The sequence below is a fragment of the Fulvivirga ulvae genome, from assembly GCF_021389975.1.
GTDB lineage: Bacteria > Bacteroidota > Bacteroidia > Cytophagales > Cyclobacteriaceae > Fulvivirga > Fulvivirga ulvae.
On the sequence record NZ_CP089981.1, the window covers coordinates 5,232,189 to 5,250,287 of the forward strand.

15 protein-coding genes and 1 tRNA gene are annotated in these 18,099 nt (G+C 40.0%); 13 read left to right on the forward strand and 3 right to left on the reverse strand.

The genetic code is table 11. From position 1 onward, the window contains the following. Window positions 1-226 precede the first annotated feature (226 nt). Window positions 227-3,238, forward strand: a complete 3,012-nt coding sequence (locus tag LVD17_RS22070) for a PAS domain S-box protein (protein WP_233761378.1) — start codon at window positions 227-229, stop codon at window positions 3,236-3,238. A 4-nt stretch (window positions 3,239-3,242) separates the two neighbouring features. Beyond that, complete coding sequence (locus tag LVD17_RS22075; protein WP_233761380.1) at window positions 3,243-3,617, forward strand: response regulator; 375 nt, start codon at window positions 3,243-3,245, stop codon at window positions 3,615-3,617. 369 nt (window positions 3,618-3,986) lie between these two features. Here LVD17_RS22075 and LVD17_RS22080 read toward each other — a convergent pair. After that, a tRNA-Asp gene (locus tag LVD17_RS22080) sits at window positions 3,987-4,060 on the reverse strand. Between the two features lie 178 nt (window positions 4,061-4,238). On the opposite strand from LVD17_RS22080, the gene LVD17_RS22085 reads away from it, so the two are divergent. The 6 genes from LVD17_RS22085 (at window position 4,239) to LVD17_RS22110 (ending at window position 10,549) form a co-directional block, all read left to right on the forward strand. After that, window positions 4,239-5,186 (forward strand): acetyl-CoA carboxylase carboxyltransferase subunit alpha, encoded by a 948-nt coding sequence (locus LVD17_RS22085; RefSeq protein ID WP_233761382.1) that lies wholly within the window; start codon window positions 4,239-4,241, stop codon window positions 5,184-5,186. 167 nt (window positions 5,187-5,353) lie between these two features. Next, window positions 5,354-6,196, forward strand: coding sequence for an MBL fold metallo-hydrolase (locus tag LVD17_RS22090; protein ID WP_233761384.1), 843 nt, complete (start codon window positions 5,354-5,356; stop codon window positions 6,194-6,196). Beyond that, entirely contained in the window at window positions 6,196-6,963 is a 768-nt protein-coding gene (locus tag LVD17_RS22095) for a patatin-like phospholipase family protein (RefSeq protein WP_233767981.1), read from the forward strand. Before LVD17_RS22090 ends, LVD17_RS22095 begins: the two co-directional genes overlap by 1 nt. After that, window positions 6,960-8,951 (forward strand): urocanate hydratase, encoded by a 1,992-nt coding sequence (gene hutU, locus LVD17_RS22100; RefSeq protein WP_233761385.1) that lies wholly within the window; start codon window positions 6,960-6,962, stop codon window positions 8,949-8,951. The genes LVD17_RS22095 and hutU overlap by 4 nt, the downstream gene beginning before the upstream one ends. 81 nt (window positions 8,952-9,032) lie before the next feature. Beyond that, entirely contained in the window at window positions 9,033-9,620 is a 588-nt protein-coding gene (locus LVD17_RS22105; RefSeq protein ID WP_233761387.1) for an outer membrane beta-barrel protein, read from the forward strand. 278 nt (window positions 9,621-9,898) lie between these two features. After that, entirely contained in the window at window positions 9,899-10,549 is a 651-nt protein-coding gene (locus LVD17_RS22110; RefSeq protein WP_233761389.1) for a porin family protein, read from the forward strand. Window positions 10,550-10,660: 111 nt separating this feature from the next. On the opposite strand, the gene LVD17_RS22115 is transcribed toward LVD17_RS22110, so the two are convergent. After that, window positions 10,661-11,260, reverse strand: a complete 600-nt coding sequence (locus LVD17_RS22115; protein ID WP_233761391.1) for an outer membrane beta-barrel protein — start codon at window positions 11,258-11,260, stop codon at window positions 10,661-10,663. Between the two features lie 374 nt (window positions 11,261-11,634). Here LVD17_RS22115 and LVD17_RS22120 point away from each other — a divergent pair, with 374 nt between their 5' ends. The 5 genes from LVD17_RS22120 (at window position 11,635) to LVD17_RS22140 (ending at window position 16,664) form a co-directional block, all read left to right on the forward strand. Next, window positions 11,635-12,213: a porin family protein gene (locus LVD17_RS22120; RefSeq protein ID WP_233761393.1), complete on the forward strand. Its 579-nt coding sequence runs from the start codon at window positions 11,635-11,637 to the stop codon at window positions 12,211-12,213. A gap of 97 nt (window positions 12,214-12,310) precedes the next feature. Next, on the forward strand, window positions 12,311-12,898 hold the full coding sequence (locus LVD17_RS22125) for a porin family protein (RefSeq protein WP_233761395.1): 588 nt from the start codon (window positions 12,311-12,313) through the stop codon (window positions 12,896-12,898). Between the two features lie 97 nt (window positions 12,899-12,995). Next, window positions 12,996-13,784 carry an N-formylglutamate amidohydrolase gene (locus LVD17_RS22130; RefSeq protein ID WP_233761397.1) on the forward strand — a complete coding sequence of 263 codons (789 nt, stop codon included), beginning with the start codon at window positions 12,996-12,998 and terminating at the stop codon, window positions 13,782-13,784. Then, complete coding sequence (locus tag LVD17_RS22135; RefSeq protein WP_233761399.1) at window positions 13,781-15,646, forward strand: peptidase MATCAP family protein; 1,866 nt, start codon at window positions 13,781-13,783, stop codon at window positions 15,644-15,646. The genes LVD17_RS22130 and LVD17_RS22135 overlap by 4 nt, the downstream gene beginning before the upstream one ends. Then, a complete protein-coding gene (locus tag LVD17_RS22140; protein ID WP_233761401.1) occupies window positions 15,624-16,664 on the forward strand; it encodes a glutathione synthetase in 1,041 nt (346 codons plus the stop codon). Before LVD17_RS22135 ends, LVD17_RS22140 begins: the two co-directional genes overlap by 23 nt. A gap of 45 nt (window positions 16,665-16,709) precedes the next feature. On the opposite strand, the gene tyrS is transcribed toward LVD17_RS22140, so the two are convergent. Further along, on the reverse strand, window positions 16,710-17,993 hold the full coding sequence (gene tyrS / locus LVD17_RS22145) for a tyrosine--tRNA ligase (protein WP_233761403.1): 1,284 nt from the start codon (window positions 17,991-17,993) through the stop codon (window positions 16,710-16,712). Window positions 17,994-18,099: the final 106 nt, after the last annotated feature.

An 18,099-nucleotide genomic window follows, 5' to 3' on the forward strand; every position in this document is an offset into this window, starting at 1 on the left:
AATTTTTTTTACATAACTGTTTCTTATATAGCAAGTTTAGTCATTTGAGCGGTATGAGTAAAGGGGAAATTCACCCACTTATATCTGTATGGGATACAAACAGGGAATTTTATGTTCCTGGCAGACGTTTTTTCAGGCGTTGGATTCTCTCATTAATTTTGATATCTTCCATACGTATCCTGGGTTCTGGCAAATCAGTCGGAAGTTCTTTATACTAAGCTAATCAATGAAAAGATCCGTTATAATTGGCCTTTGTGTTTTTTTACTGACCTTATTACTTACTCAGTTTCTGGCTTATCAGCAGTATCATATTGTTAAAGAGCATGAGGCAAAAAAAGTCCAGCATGAGCTTCACTCTTTAAGTGATCGGGTAAAGGCCATGCTAAAATACAGCATGTCGGCTACTCATATATTGGGGTTTCTCGTTGAAAAATATGGTGTTCCTGAAGACTTTGACAGCATAGCTGATGATATTCTTGATTCCCATAAATATATAGATGCCTTGCAACTTACCCGCAAAGGGGTGATTACTCATGTATATCCGTTAATAGGAAATGAACCTGCCCTGGGCTTTGATGTGCTTAACGATTCAATGGTAAGTAAAGAAGCTCTAAAAGCAATTGAAAAGAGAGAGCTCTTCTTTGCCGGACCCCTGAATCTCAGGCAGGGCGGTAAAGGGGTAATAGGAAGGCTTCCTATATTTATAGACGGTGATTTTTTTGGATTCTCTGTTGTCATAATTAAACTATCTACCCTGCTGGATGCCTTTGGAGTTCGAAATCACGATGACAATTTTAAATACCAGTTATCCAAGGCTAACCCGGTAACAGGTGAGCAAGAGTATTTTTTGAAAGACGAATTTGATCCTGCTCAGGAGGCCTCTGTTTTTATCGAGGTGCCAGACGGGGCCTGGAAACTTTATGTAAGCAGTTCACCTGATGTAATGATCTACTATAGTGCTATTGCATTCTCTGTCGTGGGTATTTTGTTTTCATTTCTAGTGGGTTCATTTGTCTATCAATGGGTAGAGAAGCCGGCAAAGCTAAAAAAACTTGTAGAGGAGATAACCTTAAAGCTTTTGACAACCCAGGAAAATTCAAAAACTACACTGGACCGTGTTAGTGACGCTTTTGTTTCATTTGATGAAAACCTGCTATGTACCTATATCAATCAGAGAGCCATAGAAATATTTGACTTGAGTTCCGAACAGGTAATAGGCAGGAATATACTGGACCGGTTTCCCGAATTAACAGAAAGTTCGTGGTACGAAACTTTCGAAAGAGCAATGTCTTTACAGGAGTATCAGTGTGTTGAGTACTTTTTTGCGGAGAAAAACAAATGGTTGGAGAGTCATTTTTATCCATCCGATAATGGGATTTCTTTATTCATCCGAGATGTAACCGAGCAAAAGTCAGCTGAAGAACGGCTGGCTAACAGTGAGAAGTACTTTAGGACACTAATTGAAAACAGTGCCAATGCTATTGTATTAATGGATAGTGAAGGTAATGTCAGGTACCAAAGTCCTTCAACAGTTAGGGTAAGCGGGTATTCGCTTACTCAAATACTTGAAATAGACTGGCTTGATCTGGTACATCCTGATGATCGGAATAATGTTGTGAGAATCTTTAAGAATGTACTTCGGTCACCTGGAAAATTATTGCGCTCTGAGTACAGGTTTAAGCATAGAAGCGGCCGGTATATATGGGTAGAAGGTTACTATATCAATTTGCTGGAAGATTCGAATATAGGTGCCATTGTCTATAATTATTATGATGTAACAGAAAGAGTTAAAACTCAGCAGGCCATCAGTCATGAGAAATACCTTTCAGATTCTATCATTAATAGTTTGCCGGGTATTTTCTATTTATATGACAGACATGGCAGGTTTATTCGCTGGAATGAAAATTTTGAAATAATATCAGAATATTCTTCCGAAGAAGTGAGCCAGATGCACCCCCTCGATTTTTTTGATGATAAGGATAAAGAGCTTTTGAGGGGTAAAATTGAATCAGTATTCGTAAAAGGGAAGGATGATGTTGAATCTTATTTTTTCACTAAAACCGGGAAAAAAATCGCCTATTACTTTACTGGATGCAGCGTACGTATTGAAGGGCAGGAGTACCTTATAGGGATGGGTATTGATATTACTCAAAGACTTGAAGCGGAAACTAAAGCTTTGGCAGAGTATCGCGAAAAGGAAACTACCTTAAATAGAATAAATGATGCGGTATTTTCCCTGAACAGATCCTGGGAGTATACATTTTTAAATGATGCAGCCTTAAAAATCCACCCATTGGGAAGAAGTAAAACTATCGGCAAGACTTTTCTCGCAGTTCATCCCGAGTTGGAGGAGAGCCCTTTCTATAAAATGTTCGAGCAGGCCATGCAGACCAAAGAAGTGCTGGAGACCGAGGGTTATTATTCTTCCTTGCAATTATGGTTTTCTGCAAAAGCTTATCCCTCGGATGACGGTTTAACCATATTTTTCAGAGACATTTCAGAAAAGAAAGAAGCAGAGCAGGAAATTCTGGGGCTTATTAATGATCTTCAGGAAAAAAACAGGAACCTCAGGCAGTTCTCTTACATTGTTTCACACAATTTAAGGGCCCCTCTAGCCAATATCCTGGGGCTTGCCGAAATTATCAATCAAAGTGCCGAAGTTGATAAAACCTGTATTCAGGCAATGGCAGGTGAGGCACAACGTCTTGATAGGGTGGTGAGAGATATTAATTCAATTATTTCTGTTAGAGAAGTTGAAACTGACAAAACTGAACCCGTATCATTTAAAGAAGAGTTTAAATGGGCTGTAAATCAACTGTCAGCTGATGTTGATTTATCTTCCGCTACTATTTCAGATAATTTTCATATTACTCATATTGACTCTCTGAAGAACTACATTCGTAATATCATGTTATATCTGCTATCTAATGCAATAATATACAAACATACCGATCGCGAACCTGTTGTTCATGTACAAACCAGTAATGAAGGATCATTTGTTTGTTTGTCAGTTCAGGACAACGGGAGAGGGATAGATCTGAAGAAATATGGAGATAAGATATTTGGACTTTATAAACGATTTCATAACGATGATTCCATGTCAGGCAGGGGTGTGGGGCTTAATATGGTAAAGACAATGACCGAGTCTCTTGGCGGGTATGTTGAGGTAACTAGCAAAGTGCACGAAGGCTCAGTTTTTAAGGTATGTCTTCCCCGTTTCAATAAAATGGAAAAATAACTAAATGAACAGAAATGTCTTGCTTATAGATGATGATCCTATAGCGAATATGATCAATAAGGAATTATTTAAAATTAAAGGTCATAGTGTAGTTACTTATACCAATCCCAAGGAGGCATTGGTGTATCTTAAATCTATTATACCAACATCAGAATTTATACCTGAGATCATACTGTTGGATATCAATATGCCTGAAATGGACGGGTGGGAATTTTTAGATGATTATCGAAATACATCATTTGCTTTGAATAGCAACTGCAGGCTGTTTATGCTTACTTCATCAATTGATCCTGAAGACAAATATAAATCTACACTATACCCCGTTGTAAAAGGCTTTATTTCAAAACCATTAACAGTGGAATGGATTGAAAAGCTTTGACTTGCAGCATTTTCCCCTTCTATGTTGAAATCTTTTTCTTGAGATACCTTTGGTTTTCTGGTTACCGGGCAGTTTTTGGATCAGGTGGAATTTCTGGGGAGACACAAACTTTTTGCTTCTGTATTTGACAGAAAGTTGTTAATAGCAATCGGCAAAAGTAGTAAGCAAATCAGGGTGAAATAGCAATGGGGTAGTTTTGTCCTGTTTCACGGGTAAGCCTTACGTTGGGAGTTCTTGTTTTTCCGATTCACTCACTCGACAGGTTTTTACACCTTATCACATGGTGCTGATTGGTGAGTTATAATAGGCATAAAAAAAACCGCTTAAAATATTTTTAAGCGGTTTTAGTGTTGCTTGACTTGTGTCGTGCGGTCTGGACGGGACTCGAACCCGCGACCTCCTGCGTGACAGGCAGGCATTCTAACCAGCTGAACTACCAGACCATTTTAAATGTGTTTTTAAGCCCTTTCGTTTAAGGTGATGCAAATGTATACTTACCTTTTTTTAAATGCAACACCTGACTTAAATTTATTTAATTTTTTTTGATGCCCTTTTAAAATACCTCATATGCTTACCAAAAGTAAATATTAGTTCTAATTTTGTACCCTTAACTAAACAGACATGCTATTGGATTTCGAAAAACCCATTGCAGAGTTAGAAGCTAAGTTGGAAGACATGAAAAAGATCGCTCAGGAGAGCGATGTGGATGTCAAGGATGCTGTAAAATCTCTGGAAACTAAGATTAAAAATCTGAAAAAGGAAACATTTAGTAACCTCACACGCTGGCAGCGTGTTCAACTGTCAAGACATCCTGAGCGTCCTTATACGCTTGACTATATCTATGAGATGTCTGATGATTTTATTGAACTTCACGGAGACAGAACCGTGAAGGATGATAAAGCCATAGTAGGAGGTTTTGCTACTATAAGTAAACAGACTTTCATGATTATCGGTCAGCAAAAAGGGCGTAATACCAAGCAAAGACAGCTACGCAACTTTGGGATGGCCAACCCTGAGGGTTATAGAAAAGCCCTTCGTTTGATGAAGATGGCTGAAAAATTTAATAAACCTATTATTACATTAATAGATACTCCGGGTGCATTTCCCGGGCTTGAAGCTGAGGAAAGGGGACAAGGGGAGGCTATAGCCCGTAATCTTAAAGAGATGTTTATGCTCAAAGTGCCTGTTATATGTATTGTAATTGGTGAGGGAGCATCAGGAGGAGCGTTGGGCATTGCTATAGGTGATAAAGTACTTATGCTCGAGAATACCTGGTACTCAGTGATATCGCCGGAAAACTGTTCCACCATCCTTTGGAGAAGTTGGGATTACAAAGAGCAGGCTGCTGAAGCCATGCGCGTAACATCCCATGATATGCTTGACCTGAAACTTATCGATGGTATCATCAATGAGCCACTTGGTGGTGCTCACACAGATCTTAAGGGGATGTCTAAGGAGATGAAAAAGGTTATACTTGAGCATACAAAAGAACTCCAGGCCATGACTCCAGAAGAAAGGATTGAGAAGAGGATAGATAAGTTCTGTCAAATGGGTGTAGTAAAAGAGTAAGCTCATAAAAAAATCTTTATAAATTTAAGCCACAGGACCTGTCTTGTGGCTTTTTAATTGTTATTCGTACATGCCGAAAGAAGGATAATTGTGCCTGATCAATGATTGAAATTAGGTAGTGTGGATAATACAATAGTAATTGGAAAGAGATTAATGAAGAGAGATTTATGAATTTACATGTAATTAATACAGGATATTTTAAACTCGACGGTGGTGCAATGTTTGGCGTTGTACCCAAATCTTTATGGTCAAGAACCAACCCTGCTGATGAAAATAATATGTGCAGTTGGGCTATGCGATGTTTACTGATAGAGGATGGTGATCAACTCATATTGATAGACAATGGTATCGGCAATAAGCAGAGTGATAAGTTTTTTAGTCATTATGATTTACATGGAGATGCCAGTCTTCAGAAATCCCTGAACCAGGCAGGTTTTAGTCATGATGATATCACTGATATGTTTCTTACACACCTACATTTTGATCATTGCGGTGGAGGTGTGAAGTATAATGGGCAGGATAAGTTAGAGCTGGTGTTCAAAAATGCTAAATACTGGTCCAATGAAAGTCACTGGCAGTGGGCAACAGAACCTAATGCACGGGAAAAGGCAAGCTTTTTGAAAGAAAATATTGTGCCCATGCAGGAAAGCGGCCATTTGAATTTTGTTCCCCTTGATGGCAGTTCACCTTTTTCTCAATTTGATATTATTACCGCTGACGGGCATACTGATAAGCAAATGATCCCCAGGATCAGCTATAAGGATCGCGTAATTGTTTTTATGGCTGACCTGCTTCCTTCCACAGGTCATATTCCGCTTCCCTATGTAATGGGCTATGATACACGCCCATTACTTACATTATCAGAAAAGGAGGCTTTTCTCAAAGAAGCTGCAGATAATGAATACATACTTTTTCTGGAGCATGATCCTGTAAATGAATGCTGTACCGTAAAGCATACTGAAAAAGGCGTAAGGCTGGACAAAACCTTTTCTCTAAAGGAGGTGCTTTGATGAAAGTGGGACTGGTATTATCCGGTGGCGGGGCACGCGGAATTGCTCACCTTGGGGTTATAAAAGCTCTTCAGGAAGCTGGTATTAACTTTTCAGAGATATCAGGAACCAGTGCAGGCTCAATAGTCGGTGCTCTTTTCTCATATGGTTATACCACTGATGACATCCTTGATATTGTTAAAGAGGTCAAAGCCTTTCGGTTCTTGCAACCCGCCATGAGTTGGAGGGGGATTCTCAAAATGGATGTAATGCATAAATTCCTGGAGAAATACATACCTCAAAATAACTTTGAAGCACTGAAAATTCCTCTACATGTTGCAGCAACCAACCTAAGGACCGGTTTAACTGAGTTTTTTAGCACGGGTAAGCTCATTGGGGCCATATGTGCTTCATCGTGCATACCCGTATTATTTGATCCTATCGAATTTGAAGGAGAACTTTATATTGACGGAGGTATATTGAATAACCTGCCTTGCGAGCCTTTGAGAAAGAATTGTGATGTAATTATAGGCTCACATTCCAATCCGATTGATCATAATTTTGAGCCTAAAAATGCTCGCTTGGTTATGGAGAGAGCGTTATTGCTGGCAATCGGCTGTAATGTCTACAGCAGAAGTAGCCAATGCGATTTTTTTATAGAACCTTTGGGGCTTGAAAGTTATAAAGTGCTTGATCTGACCAATGTTGATGATATTTATAAGATAGGATACGAACAAGCCGTAAAGCAGATAAAAGAACAAAAAATAACAGAAACCTGTAAAGTATGAATTTTAAAGAGCTGATACTTCAGGGCATACCTGATGAATTGCCCGCAAAAAAAGAGTATGATAAAGAGGTGAACCATGCACCCAAGCGGAAGGAAATATTGAGTAAGGATGAGAAGGAGTTGGCCTTACGAAATGCTTTGAGGTATTTTGAGCCACGTCATCATAGTATCCTGGTTGATGAATTCAGGGAAGAGCTGGATAAATTTGGCAGGATATACATGTATCGTTTCAGACCTGACTATGAAATGTATGCCCGGTCAATAAATGAGTATCCTCACCAGTCTAAGCAAGCCGCGGCTATTATGATGATGATCCAGAACAATCTTGACCCGGCTGTCGCGCAGCACCCGTATGAATTGATTACGTATGGAGGAAACGGAGCAGTTTTTCAAAACTGGGCGCAATATCTGCTTACTATGCAGTATTTATCAATAATGACCGACGAGCAGACACTCCACATGTATTCCGGTCATCCGATGGGGCTTTTCCCGTCTTCAAAGGATGCTCCGAGAGTAGTGGTGACGAATGGAATGATGATCCCTAATTATTCAAAACCGGATGATTGGGAGAAGTTTAACGCTCTTGGGGTAACTCAATATGGACAAATGACCGCCGGTTCGTACATGTATATAGGGCCGCAGGGTATAGTCCATGGCACCACCATTACTGTGTTGAATGCTGGTAGAAAAATCTCAAAGGGTGGTGAAGATCTGACAGGAAAAGTGTTTGTGACTTCCGGGCTTGGAGGAATGAGCGGAGCTCAGCCCAAAGCTGGTAATATTGCCGGTTGTATTTCTGTAGTGGCAGAGGTAAACCCAAAAGCCACGCATACCAGGCATTCTCAAGGCTGGGTGGATGAAGTTGTAGATAACATTGAAGGCCTGGTAAAAAGGGTTAAACAAGCGAAAGAGAATAAAGAAGTTGTTTCCATAGCCTACCAGGGCAATGTAGTTGATATATGGGAGGAATTTGACAGACAAAATATTCATATTGACCTGGGGTCCGACCAGACATCTTTGCATAATCCATGGGCAGGAGGCTACTACCCGGTAACACTTGGCTTTGAAGAGGCCAACCAGATGATGGCTAATGAACCTGTAAAATTCAAAGACCATGTTCAGGAATCGCTGAGAAGACAGGCCGCAGCCATTAACAGGCATACAGCAAAGGGAACATACTTTTTTGATTATGGCAATGCATTTCTGCTGGAAGCTTCAAGGGCCGGTGCAGATGTAATGGCAGATAATGGTATTGATTTCAGGTATCCTTCTTATGTGCAGGATATCATGGGGCCGATGTGTTTTGATTATGGCTTTGGACCGTTCCGCTGGGTTTGTACCAGTGGTAAGCCCGGGGATTTAGCCAAAACTGATGAAATTGCTGCTAATGTGTTGGAAGAAATTATGAAAAATTCCCCCGAGCGCATTCAACAGCAAATGGCTGATAATATTAAATGGATCAAAGCTGCAGGCGAGAATAAGTTGGTTGTAGGCTCCCAGGCGAGGATACTGTATGCAGATGCTGAAGGCAGAGCGAAGATAGCCACTGCTTTTAATGATGCAATTAGGAAGGGAGAAATAGGAGAGGTGGTATTAGGCAGGGACCATCATGATGTTTCCGGGACTGACAGCCCCTACAGAGAGACATCCAACATTTATGATGGCTCTAGGTTTACCGCTGATATGGCTATCCACAATGTTATTGGAGACTCCTTCCGGGGAGCAACCTGGGTATCAATCCACAATGGTGGTGGAGTAGGTTGGGGAGAGGTGATCAACGGTGGCTTTGGTATGCTGCTTGACGGGACAGAAGACGCTCAAAGAAAACTGGAGAATATGCTGTTTTATGACGTTAATAATGGCATAGCCCGAAGAAGTTGGGCCAGAAATGATGAAGCCATGTTTGCAATAAAACGGGCCATGGAGAGGAATGGTCAGTTAAAGGTGACTATACCTAACCTGGTGGATGAATCAATTTTAAAGGGATAAAACACGGTTGATCGAAAATATACTTGAGCAAACAAAGAATTCAACATAATTTTGAAGCATAACTAAAACAAACAACTAAAAATGAAAAAAACATTACTTGCAGTTATTATGGTGGCGGCTGTTGTCAGCTTTGCACAGGCTCAGACAGAGCAGGGAAGTATTTTGGCAGGAGGAAGTGTTTCCATGGAGTTTGAAAATAATAAACGAGAGACAGGGAGTACTACTGTTGACAGAGGTAACAGCTTTTATGCGTCATTTAACCCTAATGTGGGGTACTTCTTTATGGATGGATTAGCCGTGGGTCTTGAATTGGGAGTATCGTCATCTACCTTTAAAGCCGACCAGTCTGACTATGAGAGCAGAAATACGTCATTGAGTTTTGGGCCTTTTGTAAAATACTATCACAAGAGCAACTTTTTTGGTTTAGGAAGTTTCGCAGTAGGATCTGCAAAAAGTGAAGTAGACGATAATGGAACAAGTGAGGTTAAGTATGGTTTATTCAACTGGAGGCTTGGTGCTGGGTATGCGGTATTTTTAAATGATCATGTCTCTTTGGAACCAATGCTTTCTTATGGTTCCAATACGCTTAAAAACAAAGATGCTGATCCGGAAATTAAAACCCTTGATAATGGTTTGATGATAAGTGTTGGTTTCCAAATCTTTTTATAATAAAATTTATTAAGATTCCTGTTTTGGGAGAAGTATTCTCAAAACAGGAATTCCCTCCGTTTTGCTATTTTACTTTCCTTTGCTTGAATTATTGAAAATAGGTTTGTTAATTGCATTGTTTTGCGATTAAAATTTTTAACTATTTTTATTTTATCCTATCGGAGTTTTACTTTTTAACTAAATCTTGGTCTCCGAAGTATATAAATCTGGAAAATTTACTAATGGCTTTATTAGAAAATAGAACCAGCCGATGGTATTTATTTTAACAATCAACAACTATGAAAAGAACTCTATTTTCTGTTTTGGCAGTAATTGCATTTGTTACGATAACTAATGCTCAAGTTAAACTTGGTGTAAAAGCCGGAGCCAACCTGGCTGATCTGACATCCTCCGAAGACGATTTTGAAGTTGAAAACAGACTAAGCTTTCATTTTGGAGGATATCTGGAGCTGTTAATAACGGATCGATTTAGTATTCAACCAGAGCTGATTTTTTCGGGGCAAGGAGCAAAGGCCGAATATTCAGAGACAGTAGAGGATTTTGGATTTACGTATACTTATTCATATGAAGACAAGGTGAACTTAAATTACCTGAATATTCCGGTTCTGTTTAAGTTCAGTCCAACCGAGAGGTTTTACATTGGAGGTGGCCCTCAAGCAGGGGTTTTATTAAGTGCCAAAAATAAATTTACCTACACCTTTACCGGTTCAGGACTTTCTGAATCAGAATCTGGTGAAGAGGATATCATTGATGAATTGAATCAAATAGATCTGTCTGTTGCAATAGGGGCAGGAGTTGAACTGGAAAACGGGCTGAACTTTAGTCTTCGCTACAATTATGGACTTACAGATATTGCTGAAGAAAATGATGGTGATCCTGTTAGAAACTCGGTGATACAGGCAACAGCTGGATTTACCTTTTTGAAATAAGAGAGTATTTTTGAAATATTTATCTCCACCGATTGTTGTCCGCAGTTTCTGCTTGAAAACAAAAAAAAGGTGTCCTGAAGGACACCTTTAATATTTTTATAGCTTTAAAACTTAGTTCTTTCCACCAAAGAAGAATCCTCCTATTCTGATGCCAAGATAGCTGTTTTTGATGTCATCGACCTCTACAGAGGAAGTACCAGAACCACCACTTACAACAACATCAGGAGAGCTTGCTCCAATAATATTATAGTCGATATTGATGTTGAAGTGTCCCAAATCAAAACCAACTCTTGGATAAAAACCAATTTTAGACTCGCTTGAGGCAGCTGCAGTTGCAGTAGAATTGCCAACAGTTACTGATGACGAAACTGAAGCTAAAGAGAAGATACCAACTCCTGCTCCTACATAGGGCCTAAACTTTCCGTTACTTAAATAGTACTGTGTATTAACCGTATAAGAGGCGTTTCCGGAAACACTACCTTCTGTTTCACCTATGGCTCTGGCCATTGCGGCAGAACCGAGCCTTAAACCAATGGCAATTTCATCGCTAAGCCTGTAAGCTGGCTCTACTTCAAAAAGAATACCTCCACCACCGTCACTTGGTGATGCATATCCTAAGCCTAAACCTAATTTAAAAGGTTTGTAATCTTGTGCGTTAACGGTAATCGCTCCGATAAAAAGTAACGCGATAGAGAATAGAATTTTTTTCATAAAAAATAAAATTTGGTTTAATTTTAACTTTAATAATAATACTTAAAGAGTATTAATCAAATGAAATTTGATTTAGAGCATTTGATCATTGATCTACTACACAATATCCTTGCCATAATTTTTGAAATGTTAAAATAGGATGTGTTCATGGTTATATATTTATGGATAAAACAGCAGTTTCAGGTGATTTGCATTATGCTGGATAATGCCGATTGCTACTTAGATCTTTTTTTTTGGAAAAAAGGTAATAGTGTAGAAAGCTTTTAAGTTTATATGGTTAAGTAATGGTGGTCCTTAGATTATTCTTAAAATTAAATAAGCCAAATATCAGTTTGTTTTATATATTGCAACAAACCAAAAACAAAAACAGCAATATGAAAAAGATTACATTACTAGCAATTTTTAGTATAATCTCTATTGTAGGTCTTCACGCTCAGGGTGTTGGCTTTGGAGTAAAGGCTGGTGTTAACTTTGCCAATCAGGATTTCGAGGCAGATGGCTTTTCTGTTTCTCCTGATGGAAAGACAGGATTCCATTTTGGGGCTTTTGCTTCCCTGATGTTTTCAGATAAGATGGGCCTGCAGCCTGAAATATTGTACTCTACAAAAGGTTCTGAATTTGACTTAGGGTCTGCAGGATCATTTGAGACTGACCTTACTTACCTGGAGATTCCTATTCTTCTGAGATTTCAACCTATTGAGATTTTGAGCCTGCATGCCGGTCCTCAGTTTGGTATCCTTACTTCTGCAGAGCAGGACGATGAGGATATTAAGGACAGCCTTAAAGGTTCGGATTTGAGCTTGGCCGTAGGTGGTCAGGTTGAGTTGCCTCTGGGCTTTGTAGGTGGAGCAAGATATGTCTTGGGTCTTTCTGATATTAATGACGACTCTTCGACTAGCACTGAAGTTAAAAACAGAACCTTTCAGCTTTTTGTTGGTTGGAAATTTATGTAATTCGGCATAACATAAAGAGATTCGTACTCGTTTGAATTAAAAGCCTCAAGAAATTGGGGCTTTTGTTATAATATTCATCAACTATTAATTCATGTAAATGAAAAAACTACTCCTACTAACCACAATTTGTCTATTTGGCCATTTTACAGATTCTAATGCCCAGGCTGCTTTCAGGCTGGGAGTAAAGGGAGGTTTGAACTTTGCTAACTTTAACTCTGATTTTGATACCGATGCTAAGACAGGGTATCATGCAGGTGCCTTTGCAACGTTTAAATTTACAAAGCTTGCCATTCAACCTGAGGTAATATTCTCAAAGCAAGGTGCTAAGCTGGATATCGATGGAAACGAACTGGAATCTAATTATTCGTACATCAACATTCCGGTTATTGCCAAACTGTATCTCCTTGGAGGTCTCAACCTACAGGCAGGTCCGCAATTTGGGTTTTTGGCGTCTGCGGAGCAGGTTTACGAAGGCATTGAAGAGGATGTGAAAGACCAACTTAAAGGTTCTGAGGTTAGTCTTGGTTTGGGAGCAGGTTGGGACCTGCCTTTTGGCCTCACTGTTGATGCTCGCTATAATCTGGGCCTGTCTGATATCAACGATTCTGATGATTCATCCGCTGAGGCTAAAAATCAGGTGTTTCAGGTGTCGGTGGGATACAGACTTTTCGAACTGGGAAACTAATTATTTCAGACTCTCAAATACTAGAAAGCTTCACCATACGGTGAGGCTTTTTTTGTGATCAACTTTGCTTTGGTGTGCCATTTGCACCTTTTAAAGTATGGCTAAACTAAAGATTCAAAAAGGAAAATCACCCATTGTAGTTTGTGCAATACACAATGGTCACGATATAAGGCCGGAAGTGCTTCCTTACCTTAATTTATCTGAAGCAGAACGGCTCAGGGAAGAGGATCCATACACTACAGAATGGCTCTATATCTCTGATAACACGATAAAAGTGAAGAGTTCAAGGTTTGAAGTAGACATTAACAGGCCCAGGGAAAAAGCTGTTTACCTCAGGCCTTCGGATGCCTGGGGCTTACAGGTTTGGGCCAAAGATCTGCCCCGCCAAATCGTAGATAATTCTCTACGCGTGTATGATGAATTCTATGAACAAATGAAGGAGTACTTTGACGAATTATTCCTTGAGCATGACTGGCTCATTGTTTATGATATACACTCGTATAACTATCGCAGGGAAGGGGTGGATAAATACGCCAGTCCGGAAGAAAACCCTGAAGTTAATATAGGTACAGGCAATATAAATAAGGAGCGATGGTCTCCCGTCATCGAAACACTGATCTCATGCTTTAGAGACTTTAATTTTGAAGGGCGGTACCTGGATGTGCGGGAGAATATCAAATTTGCAGGTGGATATTTTAGTGAGTGGCTCCACCAGCAGTATGGTGACCGCATTTGTCCGGTCGCTATAGAATTTAAGAAATTTTTTATGGACGAATGGACAGGTGAGCCAGATGTGCGAAAGATACAACACATTAGGGAACTGCTTATAGCCTCTGTAAATCCGGTTAAAGAATCTGCTTCTAAGATAAAACTACCTGTGGCATGATTGACCAGTCTTTGATAAAATCAATAAGCAAATCTCTCAAAAGAGGTAAAAGTGTAAACAGAAATTTGCCTTATGAGGGCAAGATAGTTATCGATCAGCTGCTGCCTTACCTTTGTGTCTATCGCTATCCTGAGGAAGGTAAAGATCAATATCTGGCTGGACTGCTAAGAACCCAGGCGGCCTATATTCTGGTGAGGCGTGATATTGATATTAGTAAGTTGCTTTGTTCTGTTGCAAGCTCCATATCCGCTCAGTATAAGGCTGTTTTGATCATTGAAATGTGGCCCAGGCAGGATCGGATTCATGAAATATTTAAGGTGCTATCACCAAAAGAGAAGGCCCCGGCAACTACCAACGCCTTAAAAGAGGGTCTTGAGGGCATTCGTTTTGATTATCCACAGGTAATAGTTGAAGTTCATGATACAAAAGAGCGCCATCCTCAGGGGGTTGCACCTCTGCTTAGTATAGAGCAGTTTAAAGAGATAGGAGGTCTCGTGATCGGTATAGAGATACCAACCATTTATCATGATGCGGATAAGGAGCATTTTGCCTTATTATACAGAAAACTAAGGTCTCGTATTTCAAGAGTACTAAAAAAAACAGCTTTTGAATTTATAAGGGTGCAGGCAAGTAACGAGTTTACCCATTATTTAATGTTGGGTAAGACAAGGTTGACCAAATTGGTACGCTCTGCTGACAGAAGAATTGCTGAGGTTAGTGAACGTATGAATTTTCTGATGAGAGTTACCCCGGTAAACGACGCGTCGGCCTGGGAACAGTTTCAAGAGGATAAGTTTAAGAAAGTTCCTTCATTCAACTACAGACTTATTCCGTTAGACCCGGAGCTTGAAAAAAGGAAGCTGTATGATATCAAGCTGGAGCAAATTGACGACCCGACACTGACTTTGCTGCTTAGAAATAAGCGTAAAGAACTCGAATTACAACTTACCATGCTTGAGGCACGTCAAAAGAAGGCCTTCAGGCATTTGAGTCAAAGTCTGTTCGGAGAGGTGCCGCAAAGCACAAAGCAGCTGGCTCAAACTATATTGAAAGAGACATCTCCGGATGATACCAGAGAAAAAGTGCCGATGAATAGTGAAGAGTTTGCGGCGCTGGCCAGAGATGAAGTGGAAATCTATGCCAGGCAATTTCCCGAGTTGAAAATAGGAGTAGAGATCAGGCATGATATTTCCGGACTCATGGTCTCTAAAAGCAATCTGTTGGTCAGTGATGCTTTTGAAATAGACGCTTTCAGAGCCCAGGCGCTTATACAGCATGAAGTAGGGACTCATATTCTCACTTATTGTAATGGAAGAAGACAGCCTCTTCAGCAGATGTATGCAGGCCTTGACGGCTATGACCAGTTACAGGAAGGTCTCGCCGTACTAAATGAATACCTTGCAGGTGGATTAACAGCTGGGAGATTGAGATTGCTTGCAGCAAGGGTGGTAGCTGCCGATATGATGGTTAAGGATTCAGGTTTTATAGAAACATTCAACTATTTACGTGAAGAACTAAAGTTTACTAAACATACAGCCTTTGATATCACCACGAGGATATTCAGGGGCGGGGGTTTTACCAAAGATTCGGTGTATCTGAGAGGCCTGGAGCAGTTAATGGAGTTTTTAAAAAAAGGAGGCAGGCTCAAAACACTTTACATCGGAAAATTTGACCTTAAACATGTAGACCTGATAGAGGAGCTTGTCCATAGAAATGTGCTCAATGAACCATTTCTGCCCCCAATGCTTGAAAAGAAAAGTGTAAAAGAAAGGGTTAACAAAGTTTGTAAAGGGTTAACTCCACTTGAATTGCTAACTGATAGTATAACGAAAAACGAATATGAATCTAGCATTTATAATTAATGATATAAAAACCGAAAAGGCGGTTTACACTACTGTACATCTTGCTTTAGCTGCCCATAGAATGGGCCATAAAATATATTTAATAGGGGCAGGAGAGTTGGCTTATACCACCGATGGTCGTATGAGTGCCAGTGCTCACACCGTAAAGGATACAAAATATAAGTCGTCAGATGTGTTTTTAAAGGTACTCAGGGACTCTGAGCCTATAAATATCACTTCTGATGACCTGGACGTATTATTTATACGCAATGACCCTTCTGACGACCAGAATGATCGTACCTGGGCTCAAAACTCGCCTTATGTATTCGGGCAAATAGCTATGAAAAATGGAGTTCTGGTACTTAATCACCCGGTGACGTTACCAAACTCCATTAACAAGATGTATTTCCAGCATTTTCCTGAGATAATCAGGCCTAAAACCATAATTACCCGGGATCAAATGGAAATAGAGCAGTTTTTTAAGGAGCAAAAGAATAAGATGATATTAAAGCCACTTCAAGGGTCCGGAGGTAAAAATGTTTTTCTTATTGAAGAAAAGACAAAGAAAAACCTCAAGCAGATCATAGAGGCTATTAACCGTGACGGTTATATCATAGCGCAAGAATACTTACCTAAAGCCAAGGATGGCGATACGCGGATGTTTCTAATGAATGGGGAACCTCTAAAAGTAGGTGGAAAATATGCAGCCATAAGGCGTGTGAATGCCAATGGAGATATCAGAAGTAATATTCATGCCGGAGGGCACCCTGAAAAAGCTAAAGTTGATGAAACCATGCTCAAACTGGCGGATGTTTTAAGACCTAAATTGATCCAGGATGGTATGTTTCTTATAGGTATTGATATTGTTGGGGATAAGCTTATGGAGGTCAATGTTTTTAGTCCGGGTACATTAAACCTGATGTCCGATGAATATGGGGTGGATTTTTGTAAAGCAGTGATTGAGGCCATAGAGCGTAAAGTACAATACAAACAAACCTATGGAGAGAACGTGGATAATGCTACCTTAGCTATATTATAAGAAAAAAAGAAGAAGCGGGTGCTAAGCCCACTTCTTCTGATTATTTTATACTACATGGATCAGATAATAGTTCTTTTTCCCTTTTTGGGCAAGAAGATACTTGCCCTGCAATAGCTCAAAGTCAACCGCATCGTTAGGATCATTTACTTTAGTTTTATTGATACTTACGCCACCACCTTGGATCATCTTTCTTGCTTCACCTTTAGATTTGAATATTATGCCACTCGTATTTTCAGAAAGCAGATCGGTAATGTTTGAAGTTTGCATCAAAGTATCTTTGCTTATTTCAGTTTGAGGTACTCCTTCGAAAACCGATAGCAAAGTTTGCTCATCCAAAGAGGCCAGATCTTCGGTTGTCGACTTTCCAAATAATATTTCAGAAGCCTTCACCGCCATTTCATAATCTTCCTCAGAGTGTACCCTTACTGTTATATCTTTGGCCAGAGCCTGCTGTAGTTTTCTTAAGTGAGGGGCCTCAGCGTGCTCCTTTTCTATAGCTTCAATTTGCTCTTTATCAAAGAGCGTAAATATCCTGATGAAATTTGCAGCATCCTCATCTGACGCATTCATCCAGTATTGATAGAATTTATAAGGAGACGTTTTTTCCCTGTCAAGCCATACCGTCCCTTCTTCCGTCTTTCCAAACTTTGTGCCGTCTGCCTTTTTGATCAGAGGCGTGGTGATAGCGTAGGCTTCTCCCTGTGCTTTTCTTCTGATCAGTTCGGTACCTGTAACGATATTTCCCCATTGATCAGAACCACCAAGCTGTAGCTTACAATTTTTATTAGAGTACAGCCAGTAAAAATCATAACCCTGTACCAGCTGATAGCTAAACTCTGTAAAAGACAAACCTCCTTCAAGCCTGTTTTTTACTGAGTCTTTAGACATCATATAATTAATAGTAATGTGCTTACCTACATCACGAATAAAGTCCAGAAACTTGAACTCTTTAAACCAGTCATAGTTGTTTACTACCTCTGCAGAGTTGTCACCACAATTGAAATCCAGAAATTTTTCCAGTTGGGCCCTGACACAAGCGAGGTTATGGTTCAGTATGTCCTCTGAAAGCAGGTTTCGCTCCGCTGACTTTCCGGAGGGGTCCCCAACCATTCCGGTGGCCCCGCCTACCAGGGCAAACGGTTTGTGACCGGCCTTTTGAAAATGAACTAAGGTCATGATCTGGACCAGGTTTCCAATATGTAGCGAATCTGCAGTAGGGTCGAAGCCGATATAGGCGGAAGTAATTTCTTTTTTAAGTTGGTCTTCAGCGCCAGGCATAATGTCGTGGATCATGCCTCTCCATCTAAGTTCAGCTACAAAATCTGTCATTTTATTGTTTATTGAAAATTGGTGATATTCAGGCTGCAAATATAGAAAATCGCCTTTATCAAATAACCTTTCACTGACCTTTATTGACAAAAGCAGTATATTTTCC